This window comes from Nakamurella leprariae (assembly GCF_016918035.1).
In the GTDB taxonomy this organism is placed as follows: domain Bacteria; phylum Actinomycetota; class Actinomycetes; order Mycobacteriales; family Nakamurellaceae; genus Nakamurella; species Nakamurella leprariae.
This window is the reverse complement of the sequence record NZ_JAERWK010000032.1, coordinates 1-19,781: the sequence shown is the minus strand read 5'-3', so window position 1 is coordinate 19,781 and position 19,781 is coordinate 1. Positions and strand designations below refer to the sequence as shown.

At 68.1% G+C, this 19,781-nt stretch carries 18 protein-coding genes, 2 pseudogenes and 1 other annotated feature; of the genes and pseudogenes, 7 read left to right on the top strand and 13 right to left on the bottom strand.

Going from position 1 to position 19,781, the window contains the following annotated elements; all coding sequences use genetic code 11:
• From JL106_RS22645 to JL106_RS22660, 3 genes and pseudogenes are all read left to right on the top strand, one after another.
• Positions 1–107, top strand: a pseudogene (locus JL106_RS22645) (AAA family ATPase); the annotation flags it as partial.
• 64 nt (positions 108–171) lie between these two features.
• Complete coding sequence (locus JL106_RS20350) at positions 172–933, top strand: EAL domain-containing protein (RefSeq protein ID WP_328842617.1); 762 nt, start codon at positions 172–174, stop codon at positions 931–933.
• Positions 934–1,132: 199 nt separating this feature from the next.
• Positions 1,133–1,484 (top strand): annotated as a pseudogene (locus tag JL106_RS22660) (transposase); the annotation flags it as partial.
• 502 nt (positions 1,485–1,986) lie between these two features.
• Here the strand turns inward: JL106_RS22660 and JL106_RS20345 are convergent.
• The gene (locus JL106_RS20345) at positions 1,987–3,060 is read right to left on the bottom strand and encodes a LacI family DNA-binding transcriptional regulator (RefSeq protein WP_205262608.1); all 1,074 of its coding nucleotides are present in this window, start codon (positions 3,058–3,060) and stop codon (positions 1,987–1,989) included.
• Between JL106_RS20345 and JL106_RS20340 the strand changes: the two genes are divergently transcribed.
• The 3 genes from JL106_RS20340 (at position 2,945) to JL106_RS20330 (ending at position 6,712) form a co-directional block, all read left to right on the top strand.
• A complete protein-coding gene (locus JL106_RS20340; RefSeq protein WP_328842615.1) occupies positions 2,945–3,523 on the top strand; it encodes an SDR family oxidoreductase in 579 nt (192 codons plus the stop codon). The two genes, JL106_RS20345 and JL106_RS20340, sit on opposite strands and share 116 nt — an antisense overlap.
• A complete protein-coding gene (locus JL106_RS20335) occupies positions 3,523–4,806 on the top strand; it encodes an MFS transporter (RefSeq protein ID WP_205262606.1) in 1,284 nt (427 codons plus the stop codon). The genes JL106_RS20340 and JL106_RS20335 overlap by 1 nt, the downstream gene beginning before the upstream one ends.
• Before the next feature lie 469 nt (positions 4,807–5,275).
• Positions 5,276–6,712 carry an AMP-binding protein gene (locus tag JL106_RS20330; protein WP_205262605.1) on the top strand — a complete coding sequence of 479 codons (1,437 nt, stop codon included), beginning with the start codon at positions 5,276–5,278 and terminating at the stop codon, positions 6,710–6,712.
• Here JL106_RS20330 and JL106_RS20325 read toward each other — a convergent pair.
• The 12 genes from JL106_RS20325 to JL106_RS20270 all read right to left on the bottom strand — a co-directional run bounded on the left by JL106_RS20325 (position 6,709) and on the right by JL106_RS20270 (position 18,215).
• Positions 6,709–7,674, bottom strand: coding sequence for a quinone oxidoreductase family protein (locus JL106_RS20325; RefSeq protein WP_205262604.1), 966 nt, complete (start codon positions 7,672–7,674; stop codon positions 6,709–6,711). The two genes, JL106_RS20330 and JL106_RS20325, sit on opposite strands and share 4 nt — an antisense overlap.
• A 392-nt stretch (positions 7,675–8,066) precedes the next feature.
• Positions 8,067–8,363 carry a DUF6262 family protein gene (locus JL106_RS20320; protein ID WP_205262603.1) on the bottom strand — a complete coding sequence of 99 codons (297 nt, stop codon included), beginning with the start codon at positions 8,361–8,363 and terminating at the stop codon, positions 8,067–8,069.
• A 738-nt stretch (positions 8,364–9,101) separates the two neighbouring features.
• Entirely contained in the window at positions 9,102–10,457 is a 1,356-nt protein-coding gene (locus JL106_RS20315) for a hypothetical protein (protein ID WP_205262602.1), read from the bottom strand.
• A gap of 836 nt (positions 10,458–11,293) precedes the next feature.
• Positions 11,294–11,707, bottom strand: a complete 414-nt coding sequence (locus JL106_RS20310; protein WP_205262601.1) for a hypothetical protein — start codon at positions 11,705–11,707, stop codon at positions 11,294–11,296.
• 169 nt (positions 11,708–11,876) lie between these two features.
• Positions 11,877–12,320, bottom strand: coding sequence for a hypothetical protein (locus JL106_RS20305; protein WP_205262600.1), 444 nt, complete (start codon positions 12,318–12,320; stop codon positions 11,877–11,879).
• A 34-nt stretch (positions 12,321–12,354) separates the two neighbouring features.
• Positions 12,355–13,206, bottom strand: coding sequence for a hypothetical protein (locus JL106_RS20300; RefSeq protein WP_205262599.1), 852 nt, complete (start codon positions 13,204–13,206; stop codon positions 12,355–12,357).
• Between the two features lie 447 nt (positions 13,207–13,653).
• Complete coding sequence (locus JL106_RS20295; RefSeq protein WP_205262598.1) at positions 13,654–13,869, bottom strand: RNA polymerase sigma factor; 216 nt, start codon at positions 13,867–13,869, stop codon at positions 13,654–13,656.
• The gene (locus JL106_RS21800) at positions 13,866–14,147 is read right to left on the bottom strand and encodes an RNA polymerase sigma factor (protein ID WP_205262597.1); all 282 of its coding nucleotides are present in this window, start codon (positions 14,145–14,147) and stop codon (positions 13,866–13,868) included. Before JL106_RS21800 ends, JL106_RS20295 begins: the two co-directional genes overlap by 4 nt.
• Before the next feature lie 203 nt (positions 14,148–14,350).
• Positions 14,351–14,662, bottom strand: coding sequence for a hypothetical protein (locus tag JL106_RS20285; protein WP_205262596.1), 312 nt, complete (start codon positions 14,660–14,662; stop codon positions 14,351–14,353).
• Between the two features lie 197 nt (positions 14,663–14,859).
• Positions 14,860–15,735 (bottom strand): septum formation family protein, encoded by an 876-nt coding sequence (locus JL106_RS20280; RefSeq protein ID WP_205262595.1) that lies wholly within the window; start codon positions 15,733–15,735, stop codon positions 14,860–14,862.
• Between the two features lie 132 nt (positions 15,736–15,867).
• Positions 15,868–17,213, bottom strand: a protein-coding gene (locus JL106_RS20275) for an IS3 family transposase (protein WP_328842614.1) whose coding sequence is annotated in 2 segments (ribosomal slippage) — positions 15,868–16,922 and positions 16,922–17,213 — 1,347 coding nt in all. Because the reading frame shifts where the segments join, the coding sequence is not laid out codon by codon here.
• Positions 16,801–16,929 (bottom strand) — a sequence feature (AL1L pseudoknot). (Overlaps the previous gene by 129 nt.)
• A gap of 774 nt (positions 17,214–17,987) precedes the next feature.
• Positions 17,988–18,215: a hypothetical protein gene (locus JL106_RS20270; RefSeq protein WP_205262594.1), complete on the bottom strand. Its 228-nt coding sequence runs from the start codon at positions 18,213–18,215 to the stop codon at positions 17,988–17,990.
• 274 nt (positions 18,216–18,489) lie between these two features.
• Here JL106_RS20270 and JL106_RS20265 point away from each other — a divergent pair, with 274 nt between their 5' ends.
• The gene (locus JL106_RS20265; protein ID WP_205262593.1) at positions 18,490–19,449 is read left to right on the top strand and encodes an IS3 family transposase; all 960 of its coding nucleotides are present in this window, start codon (positions 18,490–18,492) and stop codon (positions 19,447–19,449) included.
• Positions 19,450–19,781 lie beyond the last annotated feature (332 nt).

Sequence of the window (19,781 nt, the reverse complement as noted above, 5' to 3'; positions counted from 1 at the left end):
ACCGCCTCGTCCACCACGCCGAGGTCCTCACCCTCACCGGCGACTCCTACCGCACCCGCCAACGCCGCGAACTGCTGGCCAAACAGAACCGGGCGAACCGGGACTGACCAACCGCCCGGGGGTCAACTTTCCCGGAACCCAGCGGGGTTGATTTTCAAGATCCGTTGACACCTGCTCGAAGCGCTGCCTCGCGGCGAACTCGAAGTGTTCTACCAGCCGATCACCCGGCCCAACGGCTCGGTCGTCGCCGTTGAAGCGTTGCTGCGTTGGCGCCACCCTGAGCGTGGCTTGCTGGTGGCTGGGGAGTTCATCGCGTTGGCCATCGCCTCGGGTGCGATGGTGAGTATCGGGCACTGGGTGATCTACCAGGCGCTCGCCCAGCTCGCCCGGTGGCTCGAGCAGTACCCGACGTCGGCGCCGGCGTTGGTGTTCTGCAATCTCAGCCCACAGGAGGTTCTTGACGCCGACCTCCGCGGATCCATCGCCCGGTCACTGCATCGACACGGTCTGACCCCGGACCGGCTGGGCCTGGAAATCACCGAGATCCACCTCGCCGACTCCCGCTTGGCTGACACCCTGGCCGACTACGAGGCGTCGGGACATTCTCTGGCCATCGACGACTTCGGCACGGGTTACTCGTCGCTGTACCGGCTGGTCAGCCTGCCCGTCTCCTACGTCAAGATCGACCGCAGCCTGGTGTCCGGACTGCCCAGCAACCAACGTTCCTGCGCCCTGGTCGAAGCCGCCCTGGTGATTGCGGACAAGCTGGGACTGCAGGTCATCAGCGAAGGAGTCGAGACCCCACAGCAGGCCCGCTGGCTCAACAACGCCGGATGCGGGCTGCAACAGGGCATGTTGCACGGCCATCCCATGACAGCCCACGACATCGACCTTCGCCTGAACATCAGTCCGGCATTACTGCCGGGACAATGACCTGGGACTGTCGCTTTTTCGGTGCAATTGGCGGGGGCATGTCAGCCGTCCTGAAGCGCCCCAGGTTCTCCGCCGCTCTTGTACGGGGCGCGGCTCTGGGTTCAGGGTCGCGTAGTGGGCTTGCTCGAACCACTAAGGTCATCATCCGAAGGGTGCCGTGCAGGCGGCGGTTGTTGTACCAGTCGGCCCAGCCGGTCAAGCCCGTCGGCTCGGGCGAGCGCCGTCGACGATCTCTCGGGCGGTCCGCCGCACCATGCGGCCGTACGACCAGCAACGCTACGACCCGGTACTCGCGCACGGCCGGGCCTGGGGCCGGGCCGGGCGGCCGCGAACCGGCCGGATCGGGCAGGACCCCCGAGTTGCGCGCGGCCATCCAGGACACGCTGCGCCTGGAGTGGAGCCCACAGCAGATCGCCGCCTGGCTGCGTCGGCAGTTCCCGGACCGGCCGGCCTGGCACGTGCGCCACGAGACGATCTACCAGGCGCTCGATCACGGCGGAAAGGGCGGCCTGGCACGGGAACTCACCCGTCGGCTACGGACCGGGCGGCCACAAAGCCGGTTCGCCCACGGCGACCGTGCCCAGCGGCCGCGCCCGCGGCTACGCCAACTCACGACAGCACTTGCGCCACTGACCGTCGGGACTGACAACCGAGGGCCTCGATGACCGGCGTGGTGTGGGTGCTGGCCTTTCAGGTGGTCCCGTAGGCCTGACCGGACCGCTGTTCATGCCGCCCACCACCGCGGAGCTGGGAAGCGTGCTGCCGGACGCTCCGGCGCCGCCTCCAGAGTGTGCAGCACACGACGACCGGTCGCTGGCGTCCACGCTTCGCGGCGTTCGGTGCGCTGACCACCACATCCCGCACGGCCAACAGATCACGCTGGTCATCACCGCCGTCATCGCCCTGGCCAAAGCCGCCGTCGGCTCCAGGCTGAGCCGGGCCTCCTAGCCACGTCATTTGCCACAGGCCACCAGCGACACACGCTGTTCCGGGCCAGCACCTGACCCGACACCATGACATGGACCGGACGCTCTGGCGTCGGACCGGACACGGTCAAGAATTCCGGTCATCGGCGGGCCGTCCTGCGGGTGCGACCACCGCCCAGTGCACCTGGTGTCGCTCGACCTTGCCTGAGATGGCCGCTCGGGCGCACGCCCGGCCCTGCTCACGCAGTGAAGCCGCCACGGACAAGATGCCAGCGGCAGCGGCCTCCGCGGAGCCGTCCCAGCCGGTGAGCACGCCGTCCTGCCTGCTGCGGCTCAGGGTCGAGTGGGCACCCAGCGCCAGCTCATCGCTCATCGCCAGCACCACGACGGGGCCGGCACCTGGCAATGTCTGCAGCAGCGCTGCAGCGGCGGCCTCTCCCAGCTTGCGCTGGTTGCGCTGCACCACGGCGATCCGCACGTCGTCCCAGAGCCAGCCGGCTTCGATCAACGCATCGCGATAGCCGGCCAGTCGTGCGCCGGTGACGGGGAAGGGGACCGCCTCAAGGTCCATCAGGTCGGCGGGTAGGTCGCGGCCCCGAAGAACGCCGTCGGCGCGTCGCCGGTCCAGGGGGAAGCTGATGACGACGGGGGTCGCTTGGTCCAGTGGCGTGGCCGACGCGACCGCTGCTGCCGCCGCACGGTCATCGGGTCCGATGCACACCAGCCCCCGGTGGGCGGGGCCGCCCTGGATGGCAGCCGGTCGCCCGCTGCGCGCGACGGCGGCCAGCACCGGGTCGTCGGCCACCGTGGTCCACAGCACGTATCCGTCCACCGCCGCAGCCAGCACCCGGTCCACGTCAGAGGCATCCCCCCGGGTGGGGATCAGCACCACACCGAAATCCTCGTCCACGCTGACATCGGTGATCCCGGCCAAGAACTGCGCCGCCTGCGGATCGTCGAACAGGTACGACAGGTGCTCTCCGACCACCACCCCCAACTGCTGGGTCCGCCCCGAACGCAGGGCGCGGGCGGTGCTGTCCGGGCGATAGCCCAGTTGTGCCGCGGCGTCCAGCACCCGGGTCCGGGTGGCCTTCGCGACCCGCGCCGGCTGGTTGAAGGCGTACGAGACCGTCATCGGCGCCACCCCCGCATGCCGGGCGACGTCCTTGACGGTGGGACGCCGGCGAGCGGAGGGAGGCATCGCAACACCCTATCTGTGTATCGTTACATTCGTGAATTGCGAAACGAGAGATCTCCCCGTCTCCATCCTGAGTCCGCTGCCGCAAGCGTCGCTGCCGAGCGTGCGCGCGGCCGGCGGCGGACGCGTGGTCATGATGGGGTCGGACCTGACTCAGCGCACGGACGTGAGGTGGTCGGCCTGTTCGGCGGCCGCGGCCGCCCAGCTCACCCTCGCCTTCACCTGGGCTCGCGAGCCGGCACCGGAGCGCAACACCGTCAACGCGGTCGTGCCGGGACGCATCCCCGCCCAACGTCACGCCGGTCTCGCCCCTGGATTTCTCGTGGGATGGACCGACCGGGTGCCGCTCCGTCAACTGCGCACTTCCGCGACGGTGGCCTTCGGGACGGGGTGGCTGACCTTCGCAGGCGGCGCCTTCATCACCGGCGAGCAGATCACCGTCCACGGCGAGCACGGACTCACGTGATGCGCAGCAACGCGAGCGCTTCGACGTCCCGCCCACCCGCTGCCGGGGTCGGCGCCCGGGTCCACCTGGCGCCCTATGCGGCGTTCACCGCATTCGGGATCTTCTGGGGTGCCTGGGGCGCCGCCTTACCCACCCTGCGCACCCAAGCCGGGGTCAGCGAGGGCCAGCTGGGCACCGCCCTGCTCTTCGTCGGCCTGGGAGCACTGCCCGCGATGGCGCTCACCGGACGCGTGGTCGACCGGTACGGGCTCCGTGTGGCGGCATGGCTGCTGGCAACACTGGCCGGGGCCGGCCTGGTCATCACCGCCGGTGCCAACGGGGTGGTGCTGCTGATCGTCGGGATGCTCCTGACGGGGGCCGCCTCCGGAGCCGCGGACGTCGCCATCAACACCGTCGCCGTGCGCGCCGAGCACATCACCGACAAGCCGCTGCTCACCCGATCCGCAGGCGTGTTCTCCGTCGGCGTGGTCCTCGCCAGCCTGTCCACCGGAGCGTTGCTCGGAGCGGGAGTGTCATTGGTGGGAGCCTTTGCCGTGGTTGCGGCGGTGATGTGCGGGCTGGCCACTGCGGTCGGGCGGACGAGTGCCTCGCTGCAGCTGCCCGGTGATCAAGGCGATGCCGCGACCCGTCGGGAGCGCGGCGCAGCTGCGGACACCAGCGCCGGCTCAGCCCGCGGCGTCCGCAGGTTCACCGGCCTGCTGCGCCGGAACAGCCCGAGCGCTTCCCTGCTCGTCGTGGGACTGGTGGCCGCCGTGGCCTACGCCATCGAGAACGCCCACCAGAGCTGGGGAGCGGTGATGCTCACCGACGTCTTCGACGCCTCACCCCAGCTGGCGGCCGCGGCGCCGGCGGCTTTCGCAGCCGCCGCCGCGCTCGCGCGGCTGACCCTGGCGCCACTCTCCCACAGTCACCCCACCGCGATGCTGCTCGGCGGCGGCGTCCTGGCGACCGCGGGCAGCGCACTGCTGTCCACTGCCTCCTCGGTCACCATCGCCCTGATGGGGCTGGTGATCGCCGCCATGGGCACCGCGACGCTGTTCCCCACACTGCTCAGCCGCACCCTTCGCGGCACCGAACCCGCCCAGCAGGGCCGAGCCACCTCCGCCGTCGCCGCCACCGCCTACCTGGGCTTCCTGCTCGGCCCGGCCTACGTGGGACTCCTCGCCGAGCGCTTCGACCTGCGCGGCGCACTGCTCGGCGTCGCCGCCCTCGCCTTGATCTTCACGCTGGTCACCGCACCCATCAGCACCTGGGCGGCCGAGCGAAGGCACACCGAGCCCTGATCACTCGCATCCCGAGTCGATCATCGACGACCGAGGAAGACATGCTTGCGCAGCCACCGTCAGCCTTGCCAGCGGGCCGGGCCGGGGTGCGAACACAACGTGGAGGTACTCCGACGACGCCCGCAGTTCCGACGTCGGCGGCTGAAGAGCGACCAACACCGCGATCTTGGTCCTGCGCACCGCCCCGGCCGGCCACCAGTGCTGCCGACTGCCAACGTCGAGCAGCCGAGCGATCACCCGCATCGTCCGAGGAGCCTTTCGGCGCCCCGACCGGAGGATGCAACCGCCGGCGACGTGAAGATCGAGGCGATGCGAGACTGACGGACAACATCGACAGCGCCAGGTGTGTGGAGTCAGCGATCGCCTTGAGACGGCGGACCAGCTTGGCCGTCCCGGCGGGGTCCAGCACGGCTCGTCGAGCTCTGGAAGCGACGGTGGTCCGGGTCATCCGGACCCGGGAGGTGTAGCGGTGGAATCGCTGGTTGCGGCGCTGGGGGCTGGGTTCGGGGACGATGTGTCCCGCGGCGCGCTGGTCGACGACCTTGGGGCGACGCTGTCGTGGCGGATGGTGGCTCACGCCGCGGCGGGCTTCGCGGAGACGCTGCGGCGGACGACCGGTCCGGTCGGGGTTCTGGGTACCACGGGGGTCGAGTTCCTGACGGTGATGATCGCTGCCGCGACCACGGATCGCCCGGTGTGCGCCCTGCACCATGACTGGAGTGAGACCGAACTCGTGGCTGCTCTGGCTGACGCGGGCATTGGCGACGTCGTCACCCATCGAGGGGCACTCCCGAGCGGTGTGCGGGTCGTTCGTCCTCCAGTGGTCGACGTCCCGGACGCCGCCGCGGCGGATCTGAGTGCGGATGCCGTCGAGTCCTCAGATGCGTTGTTCTTCATCGGGTTCACGTCGGGATCCAGCGGTCGCCCGAAGCCGTTCGCTCGTCGGCAGAGTTCGTGGACGTCGAGTTTCGCCGCTGCGGCAGACCTGTTCGGTGTCTGCCGGGAGGTTGAGGTGGTCCTTCCGGGGCATCTGCAGCATTCGCACTTCCTGTTCGGGGCGATGCTGGGTTGGAGTCAGGGCGCGCCGCTGCGGGTGTACGAGCGGTTCGATCCCATCCGTCTTGCCGCTGATCTGGCAGACGTCCGGGCTGGAGTGCTGTACCTGGTCCCGACCATGATCACGGCGTTGCACGGCGCTGGCATCCCGCCGCTGGGCCGGGTCCGGACGGTCGTGGTGTCCGGGGCCAAGTTGGAACCTCATCACCTGGCTGCTGCGGCCCGACTGTTCCCACAGGCCAGGATCTTCGAGCTGTACGGGGCATCGGAGACGAGCTTCATCACGGTGAACCGACATGGCCCGGTGGCCGAGGACCCGGGATGCGTGGGGCTGCCGTTCCCCGGCGTCGAGCTCGACATCCGCCCCCGGCCGGATGACGAGCCCGGACACGGGCTGGTGTATGTCCGTAGTCGCTACCTGTTCGAGGGCTACCTGGAGGCTGGCGCGCTGGTCGCGGGGATTCCCGCCGACGGATTCATCACCGTGGGCGATGTCGGCTCGATCCGCTCCGACGGCGCTCTGTCGCTGCGCGGTCGCGCGTCGAACCTGGTGATCACCGGCGGCAAGAACGTGCATCCGGAGGAGATCGAGATCGCCTTGTCCGACCATCCCGACCTGGCCGGGTCCGCAGTCGTCGGTGTCCCGCACCCGTACTGGGGCGAGGAGCTCGTGGCGTGCGTGGTGCCGGCACCGGGTGTCGGGTTCGACGCGGAGGACGTGTCCGCGTTCCTGCGTCCTCGCGTCGCCGGGTACAAGATCCCCAAGCGATGGATCGTGGTCGAGGACCTCCCGCGCACGGCCACCGGCAAGACCGATCGCAGCGGTGTCCGGATCCTCGCTGGCTCCTAGCGGCAGATGAGCATGATCTTTCCGACGCCCGTTCGAGCGGCGACCATCTCGTGCGCTCGGCCTGCGTCCGCCAACGGCAGGACCGGTCCCAGCGTGGGTTGCAATCTGCCGCGACGGTGCAGCGCGATGAGCCGGGCGAGGGTCGGACCGAGCGGTTCGGTGCCGTCGTGACCGAGCCACAGGCCGGCCACGGTCCACCCGAAGCGGATCAGCGCACCGGAACTGATCGTGGCCGGCGCCCCGCCCGCCACGCCGTAGACCACTGCCCGGCCGCCAGGGCGCAGGCACCGCAGCATGGCCTCCAGCACGGGGGTGCCGACCATGTCGATGACGTGGTCCACGGTCGCCGTGCCGATCTGCGTGGTCAACGTCATGACTGGGTCGTCCTGCCCGGTGATCACGACCGTCTGAGCTCCCAGAGCGCGGACCGTCGCAGCCTTGGCCTGGCTGCTGCACACCACCACGAGCCGCTCGACGCCGCGAGCTCGGGCCAACTGGAGGACCAGGTGCGTCACCCCGCTGCCGCCGCCGCTGACCAGTACGACGTCTCCGGCGCCGACCGTCCTCGGCGTTTCCAGGAGGTGCCATGCGGTCGACCCTTGGATCACCATGGCCAGGGCCACGTGATCGCCGATGTCATCGGTCAGGGGCACGACGTTCTTCAGCGGCGCCGCGACCCGCTGCGCGTACCCGCCGCTGGCGACCAGCGCCGCGACGCGGGTGCCGACGCACAACCCGGAGTCTGATGGGTCGATGACTCGGCCGACGACTTCCCAGCCAGGAATGATCGGCAGCGTCATGCGACCGAAGTACGTCCCCTGACGGACCAGCAGATCACCGAAGTTGACCCCCGCGGCATCCACCTCGAGCAGGACCTCACCGGGACCGACCTCGGGCTCGTCGACCTCATCGACGCGCAGCGCAGCCGGCCCGCCGAACCCATGGACCCGAACCGCGAACACAGCGCGAACCTACCCACCTGGTCGATGCTCGACCCGAGTTTGACGGGGACCGGACTGGCCGCCCTGACGACCGTGCTGCACCTCAAGGCGACCCAAGTCGAGCGGTCAACGGCCTGGGCGGTCGGTGCGGTCGTCGTCACAGCGACTCCGTCCAGGATGTCAGGCGAGCGGCGAAGGCCTCGGTCGGGGTGCGTCAATCCCGAACCCGCCTTCATCAGGAAACGCCGACCGCCCCCTAAGCGACCGGGATCGGTCGGCCCGACAGTCCGGTTCCCGGCTGGAGCACTTCCGGGGCGGTCCGGGTGATCAGCCGGACGATGCCACCACCCGCAGCGTCCGCAGCTCGCCGTAGAGGACAGCGATCTGCGTGCGGAGCTCGGTGATCTCCACGGTCAACGACCGGTTCTGGGCGTGCGCCAGCGACAGTCAATGCAGCACGCCCTGTTCGCTGTACCTTCCTCGGCCGGCGCCGCCGCCGGCGGCGGTGGCGCCGGTGTGCGGGCCAGGTCGGCCAGCAGCTCGGGCGGGGTGTAGAGCCAAGAACGGGACACCTGGGCGTGGCGGGCCAGCGCCACCACCGTGATCGGCTGCCCGGCGCGGGCCAGCTCGGCCAGCGCGGTGTGGACTCGCTGTAGCGTCCGGGCGCTACGGTCGGCGGCCGCCGCCGCCAGGCGGTCAGCGCTGCTCACCGGGCTACCCGAATTTGACCGGGCTCACTCTCGACGGTATGGGGGTCAGGGCTTTCGGCCTTGACCCCCATACCGTCTAGCTGTAGCTCGCCGCCACGAGTCAGTCGGGGACCATTTCCGACAAGGACCGACGGCTGCGCACGCCACGGCCGTCGATGCCGTCGCCTGGCGCTCGTCTTCGGTGTCGATTCTGACGTGTTGACCACTGGCCTGCGCCCTTCTTAGGGCGAACCGCATCATCGCGAGTCTGCAATGACAGTGAATTTGCCGAGGTTAGGGTGCTCGACAACTACTTCGATCGACTCCGACCTCACCGGCGACGGGAACTCGAAGTCCGTCTGCACAAACCGACCCGCGGCATCACACGCCCCATCTGTTGGCGGCGTGACCCATGAATAGTCAACCCACAGCACTCGCCCCTCAAGGCGAGCGCTCGTCGGTTCGGTCGAGCAATAATAGAACTCGGAAAACTCGAGCGACAGGTGATTCCCGTCACTGGAAAGCACTGCCCGGGGGTCCTGGACTGGCACACCACGAGCTGTAGGAATTCGGGTCGATGAATCGACATCCCCATGGGTGAAGGCGATTGACTTGACAGCGGTACCCCCCGATCCGCTATCGGCGGACACTGGTCCGGACGATGATGCACTCATTGCCGACATACCACAAGCGGATACTGGCAAGCCAAGAAGCATTGTAGCGGCTAGCCACGCCCAGCGCTCCCGATGCCGTGGCGAGTCAGCCAATGGTCGCCCCTCCGTAGAGAAAGCTGATGGCTTCAATGTTGGTGATCAGGCACTTGTGCGACGAAAACTGATCACCAAGCACAGCCTTTACGACACCGAGCGCGACAACCCGGGAGTTGATCGGATCATACTGACCGACGGGACCCCCACTATCACCACGATGGCATATCGTTCCCACGGCGTTCAGCTCCAGGAGCTGACAACCGTAGCCCCAGGAAGAACTGAGACATGCGGTTCCCGCGTTGTTATAGATACCTTGGTAGGTCAATGCGCCTTGGCCGGTCTGTGCGCCGGAGATCAGGAACTGCCCGTTTGCTGGCGCAAGTGCGTAAGGGTATATTCCCTCCGCTTTGATGAACGTGGTCGTATTGTCGACTGGGCCGGTCCAGATCTTGTTATCGTAGGTCGAGCCAGTGAGCACCTTGGCGTCTACGTTCGCCGCCTTGAGGCTGTTCGAGGCCCAGCCGACGTTGGACCCATTGTTCACGAAATTCAGGCCGTACGGCCCTGACCCGGCGCAGTGGTCCGCAGTGATCACCGAGCTGACGTTTACACGGAAAGAAGTGCTACAGTTTCCCATTCCGTCATTCACCCGGAGCCCGCCATACCATGGTGCAAAGTCGTCGTGTCGGCCGGCATCCTCGATGCTATCGATAGCAATGGCCACGTCAGACGCGAAGCGCTTCGCTAGCTGTCGGACAGGTTCCTCGTAGTGTGGTGTCGTTACAACGTTCATCTTGCCCGACCCAGGAGAGGGAGACGTGTAAACCGTCACCGGGCGGCCATCCACACCTCTTAGGGAATGGAACTCTTCGCGGATGGTGCATTGCTGTCGCAGGGGCGCAGCGTCGATTCGGAGTGCGCCGACTGAGATAGCGGCGCCCTTGACGTAATCGTACGCCGCGGACGCGATCGGGTCGTTGACGACAAGCTCTGCGATCGAGGGTTGCGAGTCGGTCGTCCTAGAGCTGACCGCGACTTGCATACTACTCACGCCTTGACCATCACTGTCGATCAAGATTCCAGCTACAGTGTCGACGTTGTTGCGCATGATCTGGGCGCGTAGCGTGAGAACGCTCGCTTGTAAGGGTGTGTAGTGATCGTACGGCAACGAGCTGTCCTTGTATCCGACGCCACCGGCGGGGTACACCCCAAACTCGTAAAGACACTTCTCCAATGGTTGAAGTTCAGCGACGAGGTCCACGTTGCTGCGGTCGATTGGTCGAGCCGTGGTCGAGTCGTACGTCGACACTGGCTTCGAAGCGGCATTCGCAGGCACTGCAGCGAGCAGGGTGAGTGCTCCTGCTACGACCGTCGTCCACCGGTGAAGCGTCTTGCGGCGTTTCACGAATCAAGCTCCCTCAACGCTGAGGAGACGGCCTTGATGACCGCCGCCGGCTGTGATGAATAGAGTGCACTCCGCTCGGAGCGCTCTCCGCAAGTTCGTCCGGGATCGCCCACAGCGGCAGCACAATCCACCACCGACGGGCGCGACCTCGGGAGAGGGTACACAACCATTCGACCGATGCTAACTATGTCGTGTAACGTTTAGGATTCGATCAACCGATCTTCGGACCGGGTGCGTGTTGACAAAGCTCGGCCAGCACGCGGGCGGCCTGCCGGTCTGTGTAGGCTGCTCCGCGCGCTGGACCGGCTCGAGTTCGTCCACTGATCGGCACGCTGCGCACGTGGAGCGTCTTGCTGCGGGCAGGCGGCGGACCAGCAGTGGCGCAGGAGCGGGTCGGATCAAGTCTGGTATTGGGTACGACGTGGATAGGGGCGTCGACTGCGGAGGCTTCCGGGATGTGTCACTGGCCGTCGATCGTGCCGAGGTAATGGCGACGTGGCCGGGACAGTCCGTCGCCGGGTGGACCCGCCCGGCGCGGTCGCCGCGATCCATCGAGTACCGTGCCGACAAGCTAGCTCATGCCAGGTGTCGAACGTTTGTTTGATTGGTGCCCTCGACCACACGACACCTGCACTCCCCGGTTCATCGGCGACCGCGCGCGGTTCCCGCCGTGAAGGAACGGCCAGTGTGCCCGGTTGTGCTCGTTGCGTTGCGACGGGCGGTGGGCTCAGCGGTACCGAGCCGTCGGCGGCCGAGGGATCCGGCTGCAGTACCGCGTCCTGATCGATGGTCGAGTCCCGGGCGTAGCCGATGAACGAGGTCGCGCAGCCGTTGCGTCAGAACCGACTGTGATCGAGGATCACCCGGCCGTAGATCATCGCGTGGTCGGCCTGACCGGCCAGTGTCACCCACCCGGTCGCGTGGTACGTCGTCACGAAGGTGTCCAGGAACCCGTTCTCCTTGACCACCACCCGGCAGCCGTCGTCGCCGGACGGACCGACCGAGTACTCGTCCCCGATCGCGAAGAACCACACCCCCAACACCCCGAACCCGACCAGGACGGACACCAGCGCGATGGTCAGGCTCGCGGTCGGCGGCAGACCCAACCGCCGAGCACGGCGCGAGGAGCGCACCTGCGCCACAGCGGCCGCGATCAACAGACCGCCGCTGACGACCCACAGGGGAAGCACGACGGGGCCGACGACGGCGACGGATCCGCCGAGTTGCCAGAGGAACGCCAGCGTCGCCACCGCCACGAAGATTGCGGCCCAGCGATGTGATCGACCGACCCGAGGTCCTGAAGCGCCCGGCGTCACCATGCGCGGACCGCCCTGTCGGACCTGTCCTGTCGGTGGACCATTGGGCGAGGTCATTCCGAGTGTCGATCGATCGTTGCTGCCATCGCAGTGTCGCCTACGGCTACTTGCCCGGATCACGATCCTCCACCCACAGCACCACGGTTCCGTCGACGGTGTCGCCGACGCGGCCGACGCCCGTGCATCGTCGTCCCCAGTCGAAGGACCCGCGGTGTCCGCAATCGCTTTCAGGCTGGTCGAGCGCTCGAACGATCTCATCGGCCGTCATGCCGGGACTCCCGCCGATGGTCCAAGACCGGGTGCAGCCACCGGAGGCACACCCTGAGTCGCTGTCGATGACTCGTAGTCCGTCGGGTAGAGCTGGTGGATCGGTTGGCGGTCCGGACACCGGCGCCAGCATCGACAGCACCCCGATGAAGACGTAGACCAGGCAGGCGGTCACGGCCAATGCCCCGATCGTCACGCCCACCTCCCGCCACCGTCGACCGTGGCGGCGATCCTTGGCGTTGTCGGCGACAGATGGCAGGGCGTCCTGGGAACCGCTCACCGGATCACCGGCATCCCCGTGCTGGCGCAGGCGGTCACCAGGACACGACCTGCGGAAGTCCCAGCGCGGCGCAGATGCCGCTGCCGGTGCCGTCGTCGGGGTAGATCCTGATCATGCCGCTGGCATCCAGGCACCCGACCAACGGGCTGCCGGCAGCAGGCCAGGCGTTCCGCGCCATGGTCTGCTGGCAGATGTCGAGCAACTGCTCGAGCGTCGGTGTGCCCGGGCCCGAGGTGCCCAGAGCGTCGCCGTACTCGAACAGCTCCGATTCGTCGGAGCGTGCCGGATCGCTGCTGGCGTGGCAGATGGCGCCCCAGGCACTGGCCGGCACCGGCGCCGGGCTCGGGACGGAGACAGTCCCGTACGGGGCTGTGGCGGAGATGAGCGGCAGGTCGAGGCTCGCGCAGACCGCGCCGTCGGAAGTCCCCGGAATGACGAAGACGTCGTCGTTCTCGCCCAGGCAGCCGACCAGCGGATCGCCGGGGCCGATCCAGTGAAGCTCGGCGGTCATGCTCTGACGGCACAGGTCCTGCAGATCCTGGATGGTCAGCATGGCGGCCGGCTTGCCGGCCTTGTAGGCCAGCGTGACGCCGTACGACTGGCGGCCGTCGCCGGTGTCCGGTCCGGCTGCTGTGCTGGCGGCGTCCTTGAAGCAGGACGCCGATGTGGTGCCGGCCGGCAGTGCCGTGATGGACGGCGGGGCCACCGGTCCGGTCGGGCCGGGAGCCGTCGGGGCGAACGGCAGGTCCGAGTCGACCACGTGCAGGCCGGCGGCAGCGCACACGGCACCGTCGGCGCTGCCGGGAACGATGTACAACTGCTGGTCGCCGGTGAGGCAGCCGACCAGCGGATCCTGCGGCTGGATCCAGCCGCGATCGCCGGCCATGCCGACCCGGCAAGCCGCCTGCCACTCCTCCAGGTTGTAGGGCGACCGTGGCTGGCCGTCCAGGTCACCGAAGTCGACTCGTAGGAGGTCAGCTGATCACGGGGGCCGGCCGCGACATCGGCGGCGTCGCGGAAGCAGTACGCCCGTGTAGTAGTCGGTGGCAGGTCCACCTCCGACGGAGCCGACGCGGGCGTAGTCGGCGCGGGGATGGCGGTGGCGGAAGTTGTTCCGCCGCTGTTGGTGTCGCTGGACGCGGGCGACGGGGTCCCGGAGTGGATGGCCCAGGTCAGCGACCAGATGCCGACGGCGAGCACCGCGACCAGGGCGATCGACGCCCCGATGAGCGCCGTGGGTGACGTGCGGCGTCGCGGCACCGCGGCCAGCCGGGCGCGGATGGCGTCGGCGGACGGCCGGTCCTCGGCGATGGCATCCAGATGGTGTCGCAGGTCATCGCTCATGACTGGCCTCCGGCTTGGTGTTCTGGGCGCGGGCCGCTTGCAGCCCGCGGGACACCAGGGACCGCGCGGTCCCCGGCGCGACGCCCAGCTCGGCGGCGATCTCGGAGTGCTCCAGATCGAACCAGTACCGCAACACCAACGCCGCCCGCTGCTGCGCGGTCAGCGACCGCAGGAGCGTCTCGACCTGGGCGCGGTCGGCGATCAACCCTGCCGGATCCGCGATCTCGTCGGCGATGTCGGGGTCGGCGGTGACCTGGACGTGGCGGGCGACCAGCTGCGGTGCCGATCGGCGTGCTGGGAGGACACCATCGCTCGCACGTACGCCAACGGATGCTCCATCACCTCGATCCGCGACCAAATCCGCTGCGCCTTCAACAACGTCTCGGCGATCAGGTCCTCGGCGTCGTGCCGGTCGCCCTCCAACAGCCGCGCGTACCCGCTCAACCGGTCCAGATACCGATCGAGGAACACCTCGAACGTCACCGATGACGCTCCCTTCCCATGCACGACCACGCCCGTCCTGCCCGCCAGCACGCCGCGCCGCTTCAACGGAACTCGACGCCCACCGTGCTGCACTCGTCCACGAGGTTCACCCGATCGGCTGGCCGAGCACTCGCCGAGGACTCTTTGGCGCCGCGGTCACACGGGAACTGCGCCGCTCCAGCCGTCATAGGCAGCCGTCGGGATCAGGTCAACTTCACGATCAGATTGACAAGGGCCGGTCCCACGAACAGCCCGACCGATGTGCCCCAGTACACCGGTCCCCGGGCGGCAACGAACCGTCGGAAGCCGAAGCCGATCAGGAAGAACACCGGGATCATGATCGCCAGGAACACCACTGAGAGCACGACGGCGAGCCCACCCTCGTCCTCGTCGTGACCGAAGACCCGTCCCGGCCCGGAGGCCGGCGCGACATAGTGGGAGATGGTCAGAAACACCCACTCCCACGGAAAGATGGCCAGAACCCCCGCCAGGCCTCCCACAACAACCCACAGCACCGTGCCGATCGGCGCACGGGCTGGCCCCGCTCCGGACGTCGACTGCGACAGATCACTGCTGATGGTCTTCCACCCCTCACCTTCGGCCGTCGTTGACGCGCCACCGCAGCCCCGCAGGAGTGCACATCATCCAAACGCGAGCCGACGCCCTGGGTGCTCCAGTGCATCACTGATCACCCCAGACGGACGACGGTGCATCAAGCGAGTGGCAGCGGGGTCGTTCCGAGTTGGCGGAGCGACGCGGTGAGGACCCGGCCGGCGTCGGTGGGCCGCACAGTGCACTGCGCCGGCTGTACGGGAGTTCCGTCTTCGAGGGTTGCGGACCCGACGGAGTCGGTGTTGACGTCGATGATGAGTGCTCCGCCGGCGGTGGGATCGGGCATGAGGGTCTCAGCGCTGACGAGCTCGCGGCAGGACCGCTCAAGCGTTGAGGAGTCGGTTTCAAGAGGGACGACCGTGCCGCCGAAGACCTCAACGGAGTGCGGTTGGGTGCGGCTCACGGGAGTCTTGTCGCGGGCATCGAGACAGATTCCGAAGCGGGCGGTGTCCGGGGTGCGGTGCCGGATCACGTCGCGGACGGAGCCGGTCAGAGGTTCGGTCTGGTGTCCGTTCGGACTGGGGACGTAGGCCACGCAGGCGGCCCAGGTCTGGCCGGCGTCGGCTTGTCGGCGGCTGGGTCCGATGTGGCCGGCTCCCCAGGAGATGCTTGGCGACCAGTCGCCGGTCGCGTCGGTGGTGACTCCGAGGTAGGTCAGCACAGCCAGGGAGCACTGCTCGCGCAGGCCCGGTCGGACCGTGCCGTCCTCGCTCGGAACGACGACGCTGGCAGCGGCGTAGTCGTCGATGACCAGCACCACCTCGGCATCCCTGGCCCCGGTGCACGAGCTTGTCGGCAAGTCAGGCAGGACGGCGGAGCTGGATGTGGTCGTAATGCCGAGGGCGTCGACGGCCCCGGCGACGCAGTCACCGACATGCGGTGGCGCCGCAATCGGTTCTGCGATGGGCTTCCCACCGGTCGAAGTGCCGGTGAGTCCCGACAGGATCACCACGCCGACCACGGCAACCAGTAGCACCAGCGCTCCACTGAGTCGTCGGTCCACCGCCTGAACCTAACGGTCGAAGGGCTACCACGACCGCCGTTGACATCAGACGTCCGCAATCGTCCGGTTCTGGACCTGACAGCCTCATTCTGAATCGCCCCGGGTTTAGTGGAGGGCGGTTACTCCCGGCAGCGGTTGCCGCGGGGGCTGGTTGTGACGGTAGTAGGCCTGCTCGTGGTCGATGGGCGTGGCGTAGTCCAGGGCCGAGTGCAGCCGCGCGGTGTTGAACCAGTGCACCCAGCTCAAGGTGCCCAGCTCCAGGTCGTCGACGGTGCGGAACGGGCCATCATGGCGGACGCATTCGGTCTTGTACAAGCCGATCACCGACTCGGCCATGGCGTTGTCGTAGGAGTCGCCGACGGTGCCGATCGAGGCCAGCGCGCCGGCCTCGGCCAGACGCTCGGCGTACCGAATGGCCGTGTACTGAGATCCGTTGTCGCTGTGCTGAATCAGGCCCGGCAGGCGGCCGTGGTCGTCGGTGACGCCCTGCCGCTGCCGGGTCCACAACGCCATCTCCAACGCGTCCAACGGCAGATCGGTGGGCATCCGGGTCGCGGTGCGCCACCCGACGATGCGACGGGAGTAGACGTCAGTGACGAACGCCGTGAACGCCATCCCGGTCCAGGTCGGCACGTCGGTGAAGTCCACCACCCACAGCGCGTTGGGTCGCTGGGCGGTGAAGTTCCGCTCGATCAGGTCCGGCGGCCGCGGCGCCGAGGCATCAGGCCGGGTGGTCCGGACCGGCCGGATGCCGCGCCGGGCCCCAGACAGCCCGGCACGGCGCATCAACCGCTCGACGGTGCACCGGGCCACCGACCCCAGATCGGTCTCGACAGTGCCCCCGACAGCGGCCTCGACGGTGCGCTGCTGGCGTTGTCGGGCCAGGTCCCGGTTCAGCAGCCGCCAGATCTTGCGGGCACCGGCCAGGCCGCGGCCCAAGTTGCGGTCGTGGAAGACCCGGATGATCTCGGCGGTCAACCACTCATCGCGGCGGGCCCGGGCCGAGGCCGCGCGGCCCTTGAACGCGTAGTAGCCCGACGGGGCGATCGGCACGCCGTGCTCGGTGAGCACCTGGCAGATCGGCTCGACCCCGAACCGGGCCTGGACGGAGTCGATGAACTCGACTACCACGGCAGTCGCGGGTCGAGCTCCCGCGCGAAAAACGAGGACGCCGCCAATAAGATCTCATTCGCCCGTTTGAGCTCCCGGACCTCCTGCTCGAGGTCCTTGATCCGCTTGGCGTCATCGGTGCTGGTGCCGGGCCGCTCACCGCGATCGATCGCGGCCTGCTTGCACCAGCCGCGCAGCGTGTCCGGGTCGACCCCGACCCGCTCACCAATCCGGATCACCGCCTGGTTCAACGACAGCTCCGGGTCCTGCTCCCGGGCCTCCACCACCAACCGCTGCGCCCGATCACGCAGCTCCTGCGGGTACTTCCTCAGTGCTGGCACCGAACCACTCTCCCGTGGCTTCAGGCCCTCCACCAGACCCAGGGCGATTCATTCATCATCGGACCGACGGCGCCACAGCAAGCCGGGCTCTAATCCCCATGGCACGTGCCCGATAGAACCGCCCAGCTGTCGTCCGGCAATCGCGTGACGGTGATCGTGACGTCGCCTTTCTCGAACTCGACGTGGCGGTCGTCGCTGGACGTCGCTTGCCACGGTTCGTCTGCCGACCCGTAGCCCGGAGGCAAGCTGTCGGCAGCTTGAACAGCCTGCAGCGGTGCACCAAAGCCAACGGGAGGGGCTCCTGGGGCCTGCGACTCGAATCCGACGGTGAACCCTCCTCCCGATGGACACGTTGGTTCCGCAGAGTCGGAGCGGCAGCCAGTCAGCGCGGCGGCAGCGACAAGCACGGTGGCGCATATCGCCGCGCGTCGAACTGCACGGTCTCTCGGCGGACAACCGTCCGATCGGGTCTGGCTATATACCCAACCTCCACGTACAGAAGACAAGTTAGACCACCGCACAGCGCAGGACTCGCGGACCCGTCGATTGCCCAATCCCGAATGTCGACCAATCGATCTCGGAACTCCCAGCGCCGGCGCAACAGAGGCCGGCCCGCGAGGAGTCCGTGATCGGCGTCCGGGCTGGGATGAGCTCGAGCATTGTCACCACCGCCGCAGCATCTCAGGCGACAGAGTCCTCGGTTGGCATCGTTCGATGCAAGGCTGCTGCTGGATCGGCACCGTCCCACTTCTAACGCCGGCCCTGCTTAGATCGTCAGCGACGTCGAGCACGGGCTCCCAGCACGATCCAGTAGACCAAGGCAATGATCGCGAGCGCGGCGAAGATGACTGCGACGACGTTGACGCCAGGGCGTTGCGGCACTGCGAAGAGAAAGACGGCCGACATCACCGCACTGACAACGGTGACGACCGCGTAGACCTCCCAGCGGATCAGTTGCCGCAGCGGGTTGCTCTTCATAGCTTGGCGTCGACCCTTGGTCATCGCAAGATCGTCCCATCCGGCTCAGGCGTGGTCCGTGGTCGCCGGCTCGTTTGCTGCCGCATATGGTCCGCACCAAGATCACCATCTCGCTCGAGCACCTCCGCGGCCTCAACCCGGACACGACCCGCATCGTCTACGGCTGTTCCATGCAGTCTCCGGGCGAGGGTTGCCTCTGCTTGAGTCGCGAAGCAACCATGCGCGAGGCGTCCGCGTCCTGCGGTTCCAGAGATCATCAGGTGCGATCGACCCGGTGGTTTTGAGCACGGGTCGCGGGATGTGCCTCCGACGGCCTGTTGCGGTCACTGAAACTTTCGGACACGGCTTCCGGACAGTCCTGACCGGGCGTGTCGGTCGAGTTGCGCCGGCTGTCCGGAACCGGGCCGTTGCGGACAGCTCGACCGACGCCCGCAGGGCCGCCCCGGTCAGTGCGGCGACGCTGCGGCAGGCGTACCTGGTCAACGCGCTGATCGACCTCTGGCGGGTCAACTGGGGCGTCTACGGAGCCCGGAAGCTCTGGCACGCCGCCCGCCGCGCCGGCCTGGACGTCGGTCGGGACCAGGTCGGCCGGTTGATGGCCATCGGCGGGATCAGCGGGGCGGTCCGGGGTCGGCACCGCACCCGCACCACCGAGCGGGACGACCGGGCGGCCCGGCACCCGGACCTGGTGCAACGGGGCTGGGACCGGCCGACCGGTCCCGACCAGTTGTGGGTGGCCGACTTCTCCTCCGTGTGGACGCTGACCGGGTTGGTGTACGTGGCGTTCGTGGTCGATGTCCACTCGCGGCGCATCCTGGGCTGGCGGGTCGCCGCCAGCAAGCACACCAGTATGGTCACCGATGCCCTGCGCCAGGCCCTGGACGTCCGGCATCGCGCCGAGGTCGTCTGGAGTGCAACCGGTTTGACGCACCATTCGGATGCCGGGTCGCAATACACGTCGGTGGCCTACACCGCCGAGCTCATCGAGTCCGGGATCACCGGCTCGATCGGCACCGTGGGCGATGCGCTGGACAACGCCCTGTGCGAGTCGACCATCGGCCTGTTCAAGACCGAGGCCATCAACCAGGGCCGCGGCACCTGGACCGACCGGCGGGCCGTCGAGTGGCAGGTCGCCCGCTGGGTCCATTGGTACAACACAATGCGCCTGCACTCCTCGATCGGGCACCTGCCACCGATTGAGTTCGAACACCGTCACCGGCAGGCTACGACCACGACCCCGAGCCCGGCGGTCGCGTAACCACCAACCCTCCAACAAGTCCAGGGCGGTTCAGGATCATCCCCACCGCGGCGATTCCTACGCGGATGGCGGTGTCACCGGCCTCGGGCATGTGCGTTCAGACGATGACTCGCGGGTCACGATCATCCAGAACTTCCCGCCGGTCGAGAAGGACTCGGTTGCCGTCATGAAGGCGGGCCAGTACATCGCCGCCCTGGGGGTAAACGGGTCAAGCCCGACGGCGTGGTGTGTGACGGCGACCGCGTGATCTTCGGTCTGGGTCAGGCGCTGAGCGCCGGGATGTCGTTGGTCGTGGTCACCTCCTGGTTGGTGTCGGCGGTGTCGCCGACGGG